A 15,644-nucleotide genomic window follows, 5' to 3' on the forward strand; every position below is an offset into this window, starting at 1 on the left:
GCGATGTGGATCACATATAAACCGGTGACTGGCACATCGCCCTGCTGAATTTAATGAGGCTCACATGCAATCCCGTTTCCTCTCCGCTTTTGAGGCATTGCCGTCAACGCTGCAAACTGCACTGGCTCCCCTGCTGAACGAGGCTGACTTCAACGCCGTGCTCAGCGCCGACCAGGTCGCCTCGCTGCAACAACAGACCCAGATGGATGCCGATGCACTGGCGCTGGCGCTGCTGCCTCTGGCGGCGTCCTGCGCCGTGGCTACCGTGTCGCATTTTAACGTCGGGGCGATTGCCCGTGGCGTCAGCGGCAACTGGTACTTCGGGGCCAACATGGAATTTGTCGGCACGGCGATGCAGCAGACGGTTCACGCCGAGCAGAGCGCCATTACCCATGCGTGGCTGCGTGGCGAGCGCCAGCTTGAGACGATAACCGTTAACTACACGCCGTGCGGGCACTGCCGTCAGTTTATGAACGAGCTGAACAGCGGCACCAGCATTCGTATCAGCCTGCCAAAGCGCGCGATCAGCACCCTGGCCGACTATCTGCCCGATGCCTTTGGCCCACGCGATCTCGACATCACAACCTTCCTGATGGACGAGGTTGATCATGGTTACGTGGCCGTGGGCGATGAACTGGTACAGGCCGCCGTGGCCGCCGCCAATGCCAGCCATGCGCCTTACAGTCAGTCACACGCTGGTGTTGCCCTGCTGACCCAGGATGGCGCGATTGTCGCGGGTCGCTATGCGGAAAATGCCGCGTTCAACCCAAGCTTCCCGCCACTTCAGGCGGCGCTGGTCTTGCTGAACATGCAGGGCGGCGATGTTCATCAGATAAAAAAAGCGGTTTTAGCTGAAGTAGAAAATGCCACGTTAAGCCAGTTCGCCGCCACACAGGCAACACTTGAGACATTTGGTTGCGGTGAGCTGCTGCAGGTGACGCTGTACAAAGCATAACCCGCTGTCAGAGAGGCCACAGTTTTGTGAGCTTTTATGAACAAACGCTGTACTTCTGCGGGAAATTTCATAGGATCTGGCGCCAGAATTCACGTGATCACAAATTACTCTGAATAATTCAGGTTGCAGGATGGCACCGCGGTCGTGAATCTTTCTGGAGCGGTTACCCTGCCGCTGCCGGGCCTGCAGTCTGAGCTATAACGGGTAAGAAAACTGGCGCTACCTTTCCGGCGTGACGCCAGACAACACTGCAACCGGAGCATCACTGCATGGAACTCGACTACGAAAGTAAACGCCCGCTGTATATCCCTTATGCTGGCCCGATTTTGCTGGAATTTCCCCTGTTAAACAAAGGCAGCGCCTTCAGTATCGAAGAACGTAACGAATTCAACCTCAATGGTCTGCTGCCAGAAGCCGTAGAATCGATTGAAGAACAGGCGCAGCGTGCCTGGCGTCAGTTCCAGGACTTCAAAAACAATAACGATAAGCATGTCTACCTGCGCAACATCCAGGACACCAACGAAACGCTGTTTTACCGCCTGCTGGATAACCATCTCGAAGAGATGATGCCGATTATCTACACCCCGACCGTTGGCGCAGCGTGTGAACACTTCTCTGAAATCTACCGCCGTGCGCGTGGCGTGTTCATCTCCTACCCAAACCGCGATCGCATCGAAGATATGCTGCAAAACGCCACCAAGCAGAATGTGAAGGTCATTGTGGTGACTGATGGCGAACGTATTCTGGGCCTCGGCGATCAGGGCATCGGTGGCATGGGTATCCCGATTGGTAAGCTTTCGCTGTATACCGCCTGTGGCGGCATCAGCCCGGCGTACACGCTGCCGGTTGTGCTGGATGTCGGCACCAACAATCAGCAGTTGCTGAACGATCCGCTCTACATGGGCTGGCGTCATCCGCGTATCACTGGCGAAGAGTATGATACGTTCGTGAATGAGTTTATTCAGGCCGTTAAGCGCCGCTGGCCGAAAGTGCTGTTGCAGTTTGAAGATTTCGCCCAGAAGAATGCTATGCCGCTGCTGAACCGCTATCGCGATGAAGTCTGCTGCTTTAACGACGATATTCAGGGCACCGCCGCCGTGACCGTTGGCACGCTGATTGCGGCCAGCCGCGCAGCCGGTAGCCGCCTGTGCGAGCAGAAAGTGGTGTTCCTGGGTGCCGGTTCTGCGGGTTGCGGAATCGCTGAACAGATCATTGCGCAGATGAAATCAGAAGGTCTGAGTGATGATGAAGCGCGTGGCCGGGTAATGATGGTGGATCGCTTTGGTCTGTTGACTGATAAGCTCCCCAACCTGCTCGACTTCCAGAGCAAGCTGGTGCAGAAAAGCGAAAACCTGCAGACCTGGGATATCACCAATGATTCCATTTCGCTGCTGGATGTCGTACGCAATGCGAAACCCGATATTCTGATTGGTGTCTCCGGCCAGCCGGGTCTGTTCACCGAAGAGATCATTCGCGAGATGCACAAGCACTGTAAGCGCCCTATCGTGATGCCGTTGTCGAACCCGACATCACGCGTGGAAGCCACACCTGCGGATATCATTGCCTGGACTGACGGTGCCGCGCTGGTCGCCACGGGCAGCCCGTTCTCACCGGTGAGCTGGAATGGTAAAACCTATCCGATTGCGCAGTGCAACAACTCCTATATCTTCCCCGGTATTGGGCTGGGTGTGATTGCGTCAGGCGCCAGCCGCGTTACCGATACCATGCTGATGACCGCCAGCCGTGCGCTCGCCGACTGTTCACCGCTGGTGAATGAAGGCGAAGGCCCGGTGCTGCCTGAGATTAAAGATATTCAGGGTGTGTCGAAAATCATTGCGATGGAAGTGGGTAAAGCGGCTCAGCTGGCGGGTGTCGCCGTAGTGACCTCAGAGGATGTGTTGTCACAGGCTATCGCCAACAACTTCTGGCTGCCGCAGTATCGTCATTATCGTCGTACCTCGATTTAACCTTCAGACTGCCGGATCGCAGGCGATCCGGCAGTGTTCAAAAATAGCACAGCCAGCCGGCAGTAACTTGCTTCACTGCGACAGCTCAAGTAGCCTTGTCCCATCTCAACATTCTGACATCGAGTCTCCAGGCGCATGCTGAAACGCGTTTCCATTGGTCTGCTTTTCATCATCTTACTGATGATGGCAACGGCGCTCGGCCTTGATCGTTGGATCAGCTGGAAAACTGCGCCTTTTATCTACGAAAATGTCGCCTCTTTACCCCATCGTCAGGTTGGCGTGGTGCTGGGTACGGCTAAATATTATCGTACCGGCGTCATCAATCAGTATTACCTCTATCGCATTCAGGGCGCGCTGAACGCCTACAACAGCGGCAAGGTCAATTACCTGCTGCTGAGTGGTGATAACGCGCTGCAAAGTTATAACGAGCCGATGACCATGCGACGCGACCTCATCAAAGCTGGTGTCGATCCGGCTGATATCGTGCTCGATTATGCCGGGTTCCGTACGCTGGACTCCATCGTTCGCACACGTAAAGTGTTTGATACCAACGATTTCATTATTATCACGCAGCGTTTTCACTGTGAGCGTGCGCTGTTTATCGCCTTACAGCTGGGTATTCAGGCGCAGTGCTATGCGGTGCCCTCACCTAAAAACATGCTCAGCGTGCGCTTCCGTGAAGTCGGTGCCCGACTGGGCGCGCTGGCGGACCTCTTTCTGCTCAAGCGTGAACCTCGCTTCTTAGGTCCGCTGGTACCTATTCCCGCCGTACGCGATGTCCCTGAAGATGCGCAGAGTTACCCTGCGGTGACGCCGGAGCAGCTGCTGGAGCTGGAACAAAAACTGCGGAAATAGCTGGCGCTCAGCGGCTTCTTTTAGCTTTGCTGAAATCGCATTGTTAGCACTTTGCTGCGGTCTGGCAGCAAGGTACAAGGTTCAGGGAATTCTGACAGCAACGACTAAGCTCAACGCGCAGGGAACAGGGTCAGAAGAGAAAAGCGTCCCGCGTCAGGGACGACGCGGGACGAGCGTGTCATGGATGACGGCCTTTGCGACTTTCCGATCTGACCCTGTTCCCTTCGCTGACTCGATCTCACAGCAATGCCTCCAACACTCTCCCTCATAAAAAGCGTTCTGCAGAGGAATAACACGAGCCGAGCGTGTCATGGATGACAGGTTTTGCGTCTTTCCGATCTGACCCTGTTCCCTTCGCTGACTCGATCTCACAGCAATTCCTCACAACATCTGCCCATAAAAAAAGCGACCCGAAGGTCGCTTTCTTAGCGTTGAATCAGACTTACTTCTTACGAGAGTATTTCAGTGAATCCAGCGCAACGGCGAAGATAATGATGCCGCCTTTAATGATGTACTGCCAGTAAGGGTTGACGCCGATATAGGTCAGACCGTAGTTGATAACGGTGAAGATCAGTACACCGGTCACGACGCCCGCTACGCTACCCACACCACCGGCGAAGGAGACGCCGCCGACCACACAGGCCGCAATCGCATCCAGCTCATACATAAAGCCGAGGTTGTTGGTGGCAGAACCGATACGACCCGCTTCCAGCATCCCGCCGAAGGCGTAAAACACACCTGACAGGGCATAGATCATGATCAGGTTCATCGGGACGTTCACGCCAGAGACTTTCGCCGCTTCCGGGTTACCGCCGATAGCAAAAATGTTTTTGCCGAAGCGGGTTTTGTTCCACAGCACCCAGACGAAAATAATGGCAATCACAGCGTAGAACGTGATGAACGAAAGTTTGAAATCACCAAAGCGCAAGAAGCCCTGGGTAAATTTCGAGAAGCCCGCGTCAAAACCGGCAATCGGTGATGCACCAACAAAGTCGTAATAGAGTGAGTTGATACCGTAAACGATAATCATGGTGCCCAGCGTGGTGATAAATGGCGTTACCTTCAGGTAAGCAATAATCACACCGTTGACCAGACCAATCACACCGCCGATGATGCACACGGTCAGAATAACCAGTGGAATCGGCACGGTATCCAGCGTCGGGAAGACTTTGTTCGCGTTATCCATCGCCTGCAGCAACGTCGCGGCGACAACCGCAGCCAGACCAACCTGACGTCCGGCTGACAGGTCAGTACCCTGGGTCACAATCAGACCTGCCACACCCAGTGCAATAATAATGCGCACTGAAGATTGGGTCAGAATATTACTCAGGTTCATTAAACTTAAAAACGATGGATCCTGGAAGATGATAATAGCCAGCAATACCAGCAGAACGACGTAAATGCCGCCCTCTTTTAACCAGGTTAGCGCATTCTTTTTTGTGGTCGCTTTCATGTTAACAGCCCTTGCTTCATTAAAGGTGTAATGACGCTAAACGCAATATTTCGTTCTGCGTGGTCGTTTTGGTATCAACTATGCCTGCTACCAGTCCATTACTCATTACCAGAATACGATCGGTAATGCCTAACAGCTCCGGCATTTCAGAAGAGATAATAATGATGCCCTTTTCTTTCTTCGCCAGCTCAGCAATCAACTGGTAAATTTCGAATTTTGCACCAACATCAATACCGCGAGTTGGTTCATCAAGCATCAGGATTTCAGGCTGGGTCAATAACCAGCGGCCAATAATCACTTTTTGCTGGTTACCGCCCGAAAGCGAACCAATTTGAGTATGGTGGCCTGGTGTCTTAACGCGCATAGAATCGATCACCCACTGGGTATCACTCTTCATGCGTTTATTATCCAGCAGCCCCATACTGTTTTTATATTTTTTAATATTGGAAATAAGCGAGTTAAAACCAATATCCAGATAAGCATAAATACCGGTTGAGCGACGCTCTTCCGTCACCAGCGCAAAACCGTGGTTAATGGCTTCGTTGGCGCTGTGATTATTAATCGGTTTACCATGCAGTTTAATGGTGCCGCCCGATTTTTCGCGAATGCCAAACAGCGTTTCGACGATATCGGTACGTTTGGCGCCCACCAGCCCGGCAATGCCGAGTATCTCCCCTTTACGCAGATCAAATGAGATGTCACGAATCGACGGCTGACGCAGCGACGTCAGATTGCGCACCTCAAGAATGGTCTCGCCTGGCACGTTGGTACGGTCAGGGAAACGCTGGTTCAGTGAACGGCCGACCATCATAGCGATGATCTTATCCATATCCAGCCCTTCCAGCGGCTGAGAGGTAATCCACTGACCATCACGCAGAATGGTGATCTCATCGCACAGCTGGAAAATCTCTTCCATCTTGTGCGAAATATAAACAATGCCGCAGCCGCGATCTTTCAGTTTGCGAATAATCGTGAACAGGTGATTAACCTCTTTCTCAGTCAGCGAGGAAGTCGGTTCATCCATAATCACAATTTTCGCGTCGTAAGAGAACGCTTTGGCAATTTCAATCATCTGCATCTGAGATACAGAAAGATTGGCAACTTTGTCGCGCGGATCGATATCGATATCCAGCTCGTCAAAAATCGCTTTTGTATCCTGATACATTTTATCCTGATCGACAAAAAAGCCTTTGCGCGGATAGCGCCCAAGCCACATGTTGTCCATCACGGTACGTTGCAGTACCAGGTTTAATTCCTGATGCACCATCGACACGCCATTTTCCAGCGCCTCTTTGGAGCTTTTATAATCGATCTCGTTACCCTGAAACAGGATACTGCCGGTATCTTTTTTATAGATACCAAACAGGCATTTTAATAATGTGGATTTCCCGGCACCGTTCTCGCCCATTAATGCATGAACAGAGTGAGGCCGCACTTTCAAATTAACATTATCTAACGCTTTAACGCCGGGAAATGATTTTGAAACATTCGTCATTTCCAGCAAATATTCTCGCTGCGCGGTCGTGTTATCACTGGCCATATTTTACCTGGCTAAAAAACGGTGGTGACATAAAAAAGGCGCGACCGCGGTCGCGCCCGTAATCGATCTTATTTCACGAACTGAGACAGGTTTTCTTTATCAACCGGCACGTAAGGAACGCGGACGATCTTATCAACCATCTTGAAGTTAGTGCCATCAGTTGCCGCTTTGCCGTTCGCCAGGTTATTGGCAATATCCAGCGTCGCTTTCGCCTGGTTTTCCGCATCGTTCAGCACGGTACCGGCCAGCGCACCGGATTTAACCAGCGCCAGCGCTTCTGGCAGGGCATCGACGCCGAACACAGGGATTGAGGTCATGTTGTGCGCTTTCAGCGCTTCAACCGCACCCATTGCCATCGCATCGTTGTTGGCAATCACCACTTCGATTTTTTTGGCGTTCGGGCCTGACAACCATGCATCCATCTTATCTTTAGCCTGCGCGGTATCCCACATGGCCGTATCCATTGCTAACTGCTGGGTTTTCAGACCATCTTTGTTCAGGGTGTCGATCACATATTTGGTACGGGCTTCTGCATCAGGATGACCCGGCTCGCCTTTCAGCAGCACGAACTGAATGGTGCCATCTTTGTTCAAATCCCAGGCTGGCGTCGCTTTCCAGTGTTTCTCGATCAGCTGACCCTGAATGATGCCGGACTCTTTAGAGTCGGTACCGACGTAGTAGGCTTTGTCATAACCCGCCAGCACTTTGGCGTTCGGTTCTTTGTTGAAGAAGACAACCGGCACATCGTTAGCACGCGCTTTGTCTACGATCACCGCAGCGGCAGCCGGGTCAACCAGGTTAATCGCCAGCGCTTTCACGCCTTTTGCCATCAGCACGTCAACCTGATCGTTCTGTTTGGACTGGTCGTTCTGTGAGTCATTCATCAGCAACTGTACGCCACCGATCGCTTTCGCTTCTTTCTCGATGTCTTTACGCACCATTGACATGAAGTTGTCATCGTATTTGTAAATGGTCACGCCGATACGGGTGTCAGCTGCGTGAGCGGTTGCACCAAACATCATACTGGCAACCAGTGCTGTAAGCGTGAAAACCTTCTTATTCATGGTATCTCCGGTTTTATTATGCAGGGTCTTTTTAGCGCTACCGCGCAACATGCGGGAGAGCAATCGGTAAAACAGATCGGCGCGTCGGCTAACGTAATGGGGATGTTGAGCCGTTGAATACCGTCTAAAACCTGACATCCTTGTGCCTGAATGCTTCCATGAAGAGGGGGTGAACCCTATAACCGGCTACTGAGACCACAACTGATGCCGTTACACTGGCGTTACATAATGTTTCAGTCCGGTAAGACGCTGCCATCATAGTGAGAGCAATGTTAATTAACTGTGAATGTAATCACAGATTGAAAACGGTTACATGCCTGAATCGCCTGAATTAGTGACGGACTCCACATTTTACCGCTGCGCCACCGAATGACGCCGCACCAGCGTCGGCATAAAGATATGTGTTGCGGTGTCATCAAGCAGGCCTGCTGCGCCCTGCAGTGCCAGTTCTGTGGCGATTTTTGCCATAGATACAATGGGATAGCGAACAGTCGTTAACTGTGGGTCGGTGTAACGGGAAATGGGAATATCATCGAAGCCAATGACAGAAAAATGCTGTGGAACCTGAATGCCGTTGTCTTTCAGCGCAGTGAGCGCGCCAGCAGCCATGCCGTCGTTATAGGCAAACACCGCCGTAAGGTTGAGATTGCGCCCCAGCAACTCCACCATCGCTGCTTCACCGCCCTGCATGTCGGGCTCTGCACTGGCTATCCAGCTCTCCTGGGGCCGAATGCCCTGCTCTGCCATTGCCTGCATCCATCCTTCACGACGCTGGGCCACATCTTCGATCGGATGACTGGAGCAGAGATAGCCGATGCGGCTATGTCCCTGTTGTAACAGGGTTCTTGAAGCCATCAATGCGCCAGTGACGTTATCCAGACTGACGCTGCGGTGTTCAAAACCGGGAACGATACGGTTAATGACTACCATGCCGGGTACGTGCTGCATAAAGTCCGCCAGTTCCGCATCCGGCAGTGTTTTTGCATGCACCACCAGCGCGCTGCAGCGCTGACGGATCAGCACTTCAATGGCATGACGCTCTTTCTCTTCCTGATGCCAGGAGTTGCTGATTAACACATGTTTGTGCACGCGCTGCGCTACGGTATCGACTGCTTTAACCAGCGCCCCGAAGAAGGGATCGGAGACATCCATCACCACCACCCCAATCGTGTCGCTGACCTGCGTCGCCAGCGCCTGGGCGTTGGCGTTAGGGCGATAGCCCAGCGCTTCAACCGCCTGTAACACGGTGTCACGGGTATCTGAGGTCACGGCGTTGCTCTGATTAAGGACGCGCGACACGGTCGCCACTGACACGCCAGCCTGACGGGCAACATCACGAATAGTTATCATGCAGCAGTTCCAGAAAGGAAAATTAGGCATCACGCCGGGTTGAACACCGGCGCTATTTTGTCAGGGGCGGGAGGCGAGCAGCGTGAATTGCGTCACATCAATGAAAACGGTTACATACAATTCTGCAACCTTTGTGATGGCGGTCATTATCCTGCGTTGTCAGTGATGCGTGATTTACCGGCTGAGAGCAGCGTAAACCGCCGCCACAGCCATTCCAGCGGACCCTGTGCGAAGAAATGTAACCAGATGAGAGAAAACAGAATATTGATGAGCCACACCGCAGGCACCATCAGCACCAGCTCCAGCCGGGTGAAGTGCATATAGAAGCCAAAGCGATAGAACAATGTAGTGCAGATCACGGTCTGAAGCAGGTAGTTGGTCAGCGCCATCCGGCCCACGCACTGGATGGCATAGCTGATGCGCCAGCGCGCGATCTGCGGCCAGTAAGCCAGGCAGAGTGCGGTGTAGCCCAGACTAATTAGCGGGCTGGCAAGGTCGCGCGGCGCTTGCAGGTAAAATGCGGTCCAGCGAAACTCCCAATGTAACAGCCATTGCGCTGCCACACCGGCCACCGCAATGGAGAACCCAATGATTAACAGCAGCGCCGCCGCCTGACGATAATGCCGTGCAGGGAATTCGCCAATCAGCCAGCCGCTGCGCAGCAGTGCGCCACCGATCATCATCAGACCTGCCAGCTGCCAGCCATACTGCGCCGCAAGCGCCATCAGCCCTGACGAAAGATGGTCCAGCCGGTTCTGTATCGCGTCCCAGCCGCCAGCAAGTTTCCAGAACTGTTCATATTGCAGTTCTGCTGCACCCGGCAGCCAGGAATGAGTCGGCTCAGGAGAGGAGATCGACCCAAACACCAGCAGCACCCCGCAGCCGACCAGGTAGAGCAGAATGCCGGTATTCATCAGGCTGCGGGTGGAGGGAACATCACGCAGCACCCGCCACACCACCAGCCCGATAATGCCGTAGTCCAGCAGGATGTCACCTTCCCAGAGAAAAACCCCGTGTACAAAACCGATCAGGACCAGAAGGGAAAGCCGGGCTGTGAGCCAGCGACTGCCGCGCGGCAGCTGCATTTGCAGACCCGCGCCAAACAGCAGCGCAAACAGCGTGAGGAATTTGAGCTGAGCAAAAACGTCAGAGAGTGCCCATGTCCAGGCATCGGAAAGCGTGACGCTACCCTGCCAGGCTGGATTAAGGTAGGCGGCTGAAGGCAGACCGAAGCCGACAATATTGAGCAGCAGAATGCCGAGAATGGCACATCCACGAATGAAATCCAGCGCGTGATAGCGTTGCATGCGGCACCTGCACATTGAGGCGGGCAACGTTATGCGCCCGCCATAAACTCAACTATGGCGCACCGCGCGCAAAAATTCCTGACGGGTGTTCTGACTTGACTTGAACAGGCCACCCAGCGACGTCGTGGTAGTGGCGCTGGTGGCATCTTTTACGCCACGCGCTTTGACACAGTAGTGCACCGCATCAATAGAAACAGCCACATTGTTAGTGCCCAGCAGCGTCTGCAATGCAACCAGAACCTGCTGCGTCAGCCGCTCCTGCACCTGCGGACGCTGAGCAAAGAACTGCACGATGCGGTTAATTTTCGACAGGCCAATCACCTTTTCTTTGGGAATATAGGCGACGGTAGCCTTGCCATCGATGATCACAAAGTGGTGTTCACAGGTGCTGGTCAGGGTGATATCACGCACGGTCACCATCTCATCGACCTTCATTTTGTTCTCAATGACGGTGATTTTCGGGAAGTTTGCGTAGTCGAGGCCGGAAAAGATTTCATCCACATACATTTTGGCGATGCGATGTGGCGTTTCCATCAGGCTGTCATCTTCAAGATCCAGATTCAGCAGCTGCATAATCTCGGTCATGTGCCCGGCAATCAGGCTCTTACGCGTTTCGTCATCAATGTCGCGCGTCGGTGCACGTAACGGCGTTTCCAGTCCACGCGCCAGCAGCGCTTCGTGAACCAGGGCAGCTTCCTGACTTAAGGTGCTCATCTACTCTTCTCCGGCTGGTGTTGCGCCCGCAAGCTTTTGCCTGCGGGCCCTGTAATCAGGCGCGTATTGTGAAACTTTCTTTGCGGGGAATCCAGCAATCAATCAGATTGGTGATGAAAGCTTTTCACTCAATTCTTCGCCAGACCAGCAGGCCTGCCCAGACCAGACTCACCCCTGCCACCCAGAGCGCAGGCTCAAGCCGATGTAACAAGGCCGTTGAGAGAAAAGAGAGCAACGGGCCGACAAGTTGTCCAATCGCATAGCCGGTCGTCAGCAGGCCAGCCATGAATCGCAGATGGTTGGGCGCCAGTTCGCGGGCGCAGAGCATTGACAACTGCACCACACTCAGGAAGCCGCCTCCGACCAGCAACGCACCGGCCAGCAGGCCACTAAAGCCGGGCAGCAGCGCCGCAGCAAACACACCCAGCGCCTGTGCCCAGAGCACCAGCGCCAGGCGGACATGGCTGTGCCCCCAGCGCCGCGTCAGGATACCCAGCAGGATGCCGGTCATTGCCGCCCCGCCAAATATCGGCCAGACAAACTGCGCGAAGATGCCGTCAGGAAAACGTGTGGCGGCCATCTGCGACAGAAAAGTCGCGGGCAGGATGTAGCCAAACCCTGCCAGACTGTAACTCAGCACCAGACGTTTAAGATTGCGGTTCAGCACCAGCGGCTCGGGTGCCTGATCCGGACGATGCAGTTCGCCGCGACGCGGTAAGTTACGGGTGATTAGCGCAATCAGCAGCAGCGCCAGCGCACCGTAAGCAGCCCAGGCAAGACCGGCGGAGACCTGGAATGTGTGCAGCGCGACCCCCAGCAAACCACTGACAAAAATGCCGCAACCCGGTCCGGCAAACACGGCCGCCGACAACCCTGCCCGCCCATGCCGATGCAGCTGTTCGTTGCTCCAGGCCGCCACCAGCACCATCGCCCAGCCGCTGGCCCAGCCAATCAGAAAACGAATAGCGCCATGCAGCCACGGGCCGGTTGCCAGTGCCGAGAGCAGCGTCAGGATTACCGCGCCCCACACACCCGCCTGCAGCCGCAGTTCGACCCTTTGATGCGCCCGCATCGCATCAAAGGAGCCACACAGGTAGCCTAAATAGTTGAGGGCTGCGACCAGGCTGGCACTGGTAAGCGTCAGCTGGTGAGCCTGAATCATCAGTGGCACCTGCGGCGTAAAGGCAAATCGCCCTATGCCCATCGCCACAAATAAAGTTAAAAATGCACTGAGCGCGACGCGTAACGCCATTGCTGAACTCCTGTTGTTCTGCCCTGAGATCTCTTCTGACTTGCTAATAGCATGCAGGATGACTAAACTCACGGAAAGTGAATAATATTAACCAACTTGTTTACAGGAAGAGAAGATATGGATTTAGTTCAGCTGCGTATGTTCTGTTCCGTCGCCGAAACGGGTTCACTGGCGCGCGCAGCAGAACATCTGCATCGCGTCCCCTCTAATCTCACCACGCGGCTGCGTCAGCTGGAAGAGGAATTAGGTGTTGATCTCTTTATTCGTGAGAAGCAGCGCATTCGCCTGTCGCCGATGGGCCATAATTTCCTGAATTATGCGCAACGCATTCTGGCGTTAAGTGAAGAAGCGATGAGCATGACCCGAACCGGCGAACCGGCGGGAAACTTTGCACTGGGCTCCATGGAGAGCACCGCAGCGACCCGCCTGCCTGGCCTGCTCGCCGCCTATCATCAGCGCTTTCCTAAAGTGGCGCTGTCGCTGATTACCGGCACCTCAGGCGAAATTATCGATCGGGTCCGTGAAGGCACCCTGGCCGCTGCGCTGGTGGATGGCCCGGTTTCTCATGATGACCTGAATGGCTGCATCGCTTTTCGCGAGGAGATGGTGCTGATCACCGGGCTGGATCATGGGCCAATCACCACGGCGCGCGACGTGCAGGACGATACTCTGTTTGCGTTCCGCAACAGCTGCTCTTACCGGGTGAAGCTGGAGAGCTGGTATCGCGACAGCCAGACCGCACCCAACAGTGTGATGGAGATTCAGTCCTATCACGCCATGCTGGCCTGCGTAGCGGGCGGTGCAGGGGTCGCGATGATTCCGGCTTCGGTGCTGAAGCAGATGGCGGATCGGTCGCGGGTGCAGGCGCATACCCTGCCCGCAGCTTATCGCGACACCGCCACCTGGCTGATGTGGCGGCGTGACGCCTTTACCCCGAATGTAGAAGCGCTGAAATACCTGATTATTGAACAGTTTGACGATCGTCCGCTCAACGATGAGCTGATCCACCCATTGCAGGCGACGGAATAAGCGTTCCACGCTATGTTTAACTCACGAAAAAAGGCGCTATTACGCGTCACAATCTGACTGGAAGAGGGATTGCATGAACATGATCAAAACCCGTGCCGCGGTTGCCTGGGCTGCTGGCGAACCACTGAAAATCGAAGAAGTGGATTTAATGCCACCGCAAAAAGGTGAAGTGCTGGTGCGTATTGTCGCGACCGGTGTCTGTCATACCGACGCCTACACGCTTTCCGGCACTGACCCGGAAGGTGTTTTCCCGGCGATCCTTGGCCATGAAGGCGGCGGCATCGTGGAAGCGGTGGGCGAAGGCGTAACCAGCGTGGAAGTGGGAGACCATGTCATCCCGCTTTACACCCCGGAGTGCGGCAAATGTAAGTACTGTCTTTCGGGCAAAACTAACCTCTGCCAGGCGATTCGCGCCACCCAGGGTAAAGGCCTGATGCCGGACGGCACCACCCGCTTCTTCAAAGATGGCAAACCGATTTTCCATTACATGGGTACTTCGACCTTCTCTGAGTACACCGTCATCCCGGAGATCTCACTGGCAAAAATCAGTAAAGAAGCACCGCTGGAAGAGGTTTGTCTGCTGGGCTGTGGCGTCACGACCGGCATGGGCGCGGTAATGAACACCGCCAAAGTGAAAGAAGGCGACACCGTGGCGATCTTCGGTCTCGGCGGCATCGGTCTTTCTGCGGTGATTGGCGCGAAAATGGCGAAAGCAGGCCGTATCATTGCCATCGACCTCAACACCAGCAAATTCGATCTGGCACGTAAACTGGGTGCCACCGATCTGATTAACCCGAAAGATTACGACAAACCGATTCAGGATGTGATTGTCGAGCTGACCGACGGCGGCGTGGACTTCTCGTTTGAGTGTATCGGTAACGTCAACGTAATGCGTTCCGCACTGGAGTGCTGCCACAAAGGCTGGGGCGAGTCTGTGATTATCGGTGTTGCCGGTGCCGGTGAAGAGATCTCTACCCGTCCGTTCCAGCTGGTAACCGGTCGCGTCTGGCGCGGTTCCGCGTTTGGTGGCGTAAAAGGCCGTTCACAGCTGCCAGGCATTGTGCAGGATTACCTCGACGGTAAATTTGCCCTTAACGACTTCATCACTCACACCATGCCGCTGGAAGAGATCAACGACGCCTTTGATTTGATGCACGAAGGAAAATCGATTCGCTCGGTCGTGCACTTTAACAAGTAATCAGGAGGCGTTATGGCATCCACTCTGGAGCTACTGGAAGAACACCGTATTTTTGGCGGCTGGCAGCAGCGCTGGCGTCATCAGTCAGCCGTGCTGAACTGCCCGATGACCTTTAGCATCTATCTGCCCACCCCGCACGGTGATGCACCGCCGCCGGTGGTCTGGTTTTTAGCCGGCCTGACCTGTAACGACGAGAATTTCACCACCAAAGCGGGCGCGCAGCGCGTTGCGGCGGAACTGGGTCTGGTGCTGATTATGCCGGACACCAGCCCGCGCGGTGACGGCGTGGCGAACGATGAGGGATACGATCTGGGTCAGGGTGCGGGATTTTATCTCAATGCCACCCAGCAACCCTGGGCGAGTCATTTCCGCATGTTCGACTATCTGAGCAGCGAGTTACCTGCCCTGATTGCGGATAACTTCAAGGTCAGTGAACGCCAGTCAATCATGGGTCATTCTATGGGCGGACACGGCGCGCTGATGCTGGCGCTGCGTCTGGGTAACCGCTTTGCCTCGGCTTCAGCCTTTGCACCGATTGTGAATCCAATGCAGGTGCCTTGGGGCCAGAAAGCGTTTCAGGCCTATCTGGGCGACGATCGTGCGGCGTGGCGGGAATATGACAGCTGCCAGCTGATGGCGGAAGTCTCCCATCGGTTGCCAATGCTGATCGATCAGGGTGACAGCGATCAGTTCCTGGCCGATCAGCTGCAGCCAGAGCGGTTAGAGGAGATCGCCCGCGAGGTGGGTTTCCCGCTGACGCTGCGTATTCAGCCGGGTTATGACCATAGCTACTTCTTTATTGCCAGTTTTGTGGAAGATCATCTTCGCTTCCATGCCCAGCATCTGCTGGCGTAAATAATCAGGGCCGCTATTGCGGCCCTCTTTTTTTGCATGCTGTAGAGGCGGGAACATGGTTGCAACGTCAGCGCCCTGCCAGCCCTGCACTCTCCTTTCCGAAAG

The 15,644-nt window shown here is 54.5% G+C and carries 13 protein-coding genes; 6 read left to right on the top strand and 7 right to left on the bottom strand.

Features of this window, described 5'->3' with window-relative positions; all coding sequences use genetic code 11:
- Positions 1-64: 64 nt before the first annotated feature.
- The 3 genes from cdd (at position 65) to sanA (ending at position 3,777) form a co-directional block, all read left to right on the top strand.
- On the top strand, positions 65-955 hold the full coding sequence (cdd, locus tag AC6I77_RS12600; RefSeq protein WP_004571248.1) for a cytidine deaminase: 891 nt from the start codon (positions 65-67) through the stop codon (positions 953-955).
- A gap of 269 nt (positions 956-1,224) precedes the next feature.
- Positions 1,225-2,922: an NAD-dependent malic enzyme gene (locus tag AC6I77_RS12605; protein ID WP_004571247.1), complete on the top strand. Its 1,698-nt coding sequence runs from the start codon at positions 1,225-1,227 to the stop codon at positions 2,920-2,922.
- A 135-nt stretch (positions 2,923-3,057) separates the two neighbouring features.
- Positions 3,058-3,777, top strand: coding sequence for an outer membrane permeability protein SanA (sanA, locus tag AC6I77_RS12610; RefSeq protein WP_004571246.1), 720 nt, complete (start codon positions 3,058-3,060; stop codon positions 3,775-3,777).
- 442 nt (positions 3,778-4,219) lie between these two features.
- Here the strand turns inward: sanA and mglC are convergent, their stop codons facing one another.
- From mglC to AC6I77_RS12645, 7 genes are all read right to left on the bottom strand, one after another.
- A complete protein-coding gene (mglC, locus tag AC6I77_RS12615) occupies positions 4,220-5,230 on the bottom strand; it encodes a galactose/methyl galactoside ABC transporter permease MglC (RefSeq protein ID WP_003854114.1) in 1,011 nt (336 codons plus the stop codon).
- 19 nt (positions 5,231-5,249) lie between these two features.
- A complete protein-coding gene (gene mglA / locus AC6I77_RS12620; protein WP_003854115.1) occupies positions 5,250-6,770 on the bottom strand; it encodes a galactose/methyl galactoside ABC transporter ATP-binding protein MglA in 1,521 nt (506 codons plus the stop codon).
- 68 nt (positions 6,771-6,838) lie between these two features.
- Positions 6,839-7,834 (bottom strand): galactose/glucose ABC transporter substrate-binding protein MglB, encoded by a 996-nt coding sequence (gene mglB / locus AC6I77_RS12625; RefSeq protein WP_003854116.1) that lies wholly within the window; start codon positions 7,832-7,834, stop codon positions 6,839-6,841.
- Positions 7,835-8,185: 351 nt separating this feature from the next.
- Positions 8,186-9,184, bottom strand: a complete 999-nt coding sequence (gene galS / locus AC6I77_RS12630) for an HTH-type transcriptional regulator GalS (protein WP_497816992.1) — start codon at positions 9,182-9,184, stop codon at positions 8,186-8,188.
- Positions 9,185-9,330: 146 nt separating this feature from the next.
- Positions 9,331-10,491: a DUF418 domain-containing protein YeiB gene (yeiB, locus tag AC6I77_RS12635; RefSeq protein ID WP_497816993.1), complete on the bottom strand. Its 1,161-nt coding sequence runs from the start codon at positions 10,489-10,491 to the stop codon at positions 9,331-9,333.
- Between the two features lie 48 nt (positions 10,492-10,539).
- Positions 10,540-11,205: a GTP cyclohydrolase I FolE gene (gene folE, locus AC6I77_RS12640; RefSeq protein ID WP_008926107.1), complete on the bottom strand. Its 666-nt coding sequence runs from the start codon at positions 11,203-11,205 to the stop codon at positions 10,540-10,542.
- 124 nt (positions 11,206-11,329) lie between these two features.
- Positions 11,330-12,457 carry a YbfB/YjiJ family MFS transporter gene (locus AC6I77_RS12645; RefSeq protein WP_485522929.1) on the bottom strand — a complete coding sequence of 376 codons (1,128 nt, stop codon included), beginning with the start codon at positions 12,455-12,457 and terminating at the stop codon, positions 11,330-11,332.
- A 117-nt stretch (positions 12,458-12,574) separates the two neighbouring features.
- Here AC6I77_RS12645 and ptrR point away from each other — a divergent pair, with 117 nt between their 5' ends.
- From ptrR to fghA, 3 genes are all read left to right on the top strand, one after another.
- Positions 12,575-13,486 (top strand): putrescine utilization regulator PtrR, encoded by a 912-nt coding sequence (gene ptrR, locus AC6I77_RS12650; RefSeq protein WP_003854125.1) that lies wholly within the window; start codon positions 12,575-12,577, stop codon positions 13,484-13,486.
- A 73-nt stretch (positions 13,487-13,559) separates the two neighbouring features.
- Positions 13,560-14,684, top strand: coding sequence for an S-(hydroxymethyl)glutathione dehydrogenase/class III alcohol dehydrogenase (locus tag AC6I77_RS12655; protein WP_003854127.1), 1,125 nt, complete (start codon positions 13,560-13,562; stop codon positions 14,682-14,684).
- A 12-nt stretch (positions 14,685-14,696) separates the two neighbouring features.
- Positions 14,697-15,539 (top strand): S-formylglutathione hydrolase, encoded by an 843-nt coding sequence (fghA, locus tag AC6I77_RS12660; protein ID WP_008926109.1) that lies wholly within the window; start codon positions 14,697-14,699, stop codon positions 15,537-15,539.
- Positions 15,540-15,644 lie beyond the last annotated feature (105 nt).

It is taken from the genome of Pantoea sp. X-Soil-ISGK-259, from assembly GCF_059730705.1.

Coding starts and splice junctions, on each gene's coding strand:
- mglB (WP_003854116.1), bottom strand. CDS start 7,834: ATGAATAAGAAGGTTTTCACGCTTACAGCACTGGTTGCCAGTATGATG.
- mglC (WP_003854114.1), bottom strand. CDS start 5,230: ATGAAAGCGACCACAAAAAAGAATGCGCTAACCTGGTTAAAAGAGGGC.
- AC6I77_RS12605 (WP_004571247.1), top strand. CDS start 1,225: ATGGAACTCGACTACGAAAGTAAACGCCCGCTGTATATCCCTTATGCT.
- galS (WP_497816992.1), bottom strand. CDS start 9,184: ATGATAACTATTCGTGATGTTGCCCGTCAGGCTGGCGTGTCAGTGGCG.
- mglA (WP_003854115.1), bottom strand. CDS start 6,770: ATGGCCAGTGATAACACGACCGCGCAGCGAGAATATTTGCTGGAAATG.
- yeiB (WP_497816993.1), bottom strand. CDS start 10,491: ATGCAACGCTATCACGCGCTGGATTTCATTCGTGGATGTGCCATTCTC.
- folE (WP_008926107.1), bottom strand. CDS start 11,205: ATGAGCACCTTAAGTCAGGAAGCTGCCCTGGTTCACGAAGCGCTGCTG.
- ptrR (WP_003854125.1), top strand. CDS start 12,575: ATGGATTTAGTTCAGCTGCGTATGTTCTGTTCCGTCGCCGAAACGGGT.
- fghA (WP_008926109.1), top strand. CDS start 14,697: ATGGCATCCACTCTGGAGCTACTGGAAGAACACCGTATTTTTGGCGGC.
- sanA (WP_004571246.1), top strand. CDS start 3,058: ATGCTGAAACGCGTTTCCATTGGTCTGCTTTTCATCATCTTACTGATG.
- AC6I77_RS12645 (WP_485522929.1), bottom strand. CDS start 12,457: ATGGCGTTACGCGTCGCGCTCAGTGCATTTTTAACTTTATTTGTGGCG.
- AC6I77_RS12655 (WP_003854127.1), top strand. CDS start 13,560: ATGAACATGATCAAAACCCGTGCCGCGGTTGCCTGGGCTGCTGGCGAA.
- cdd (WP_004571248.1), top strand. CDS start 65: ATGCAATCCCGTTTCCTCTCCGCTTTTGAGGCATTGCCGTCAACGCTG.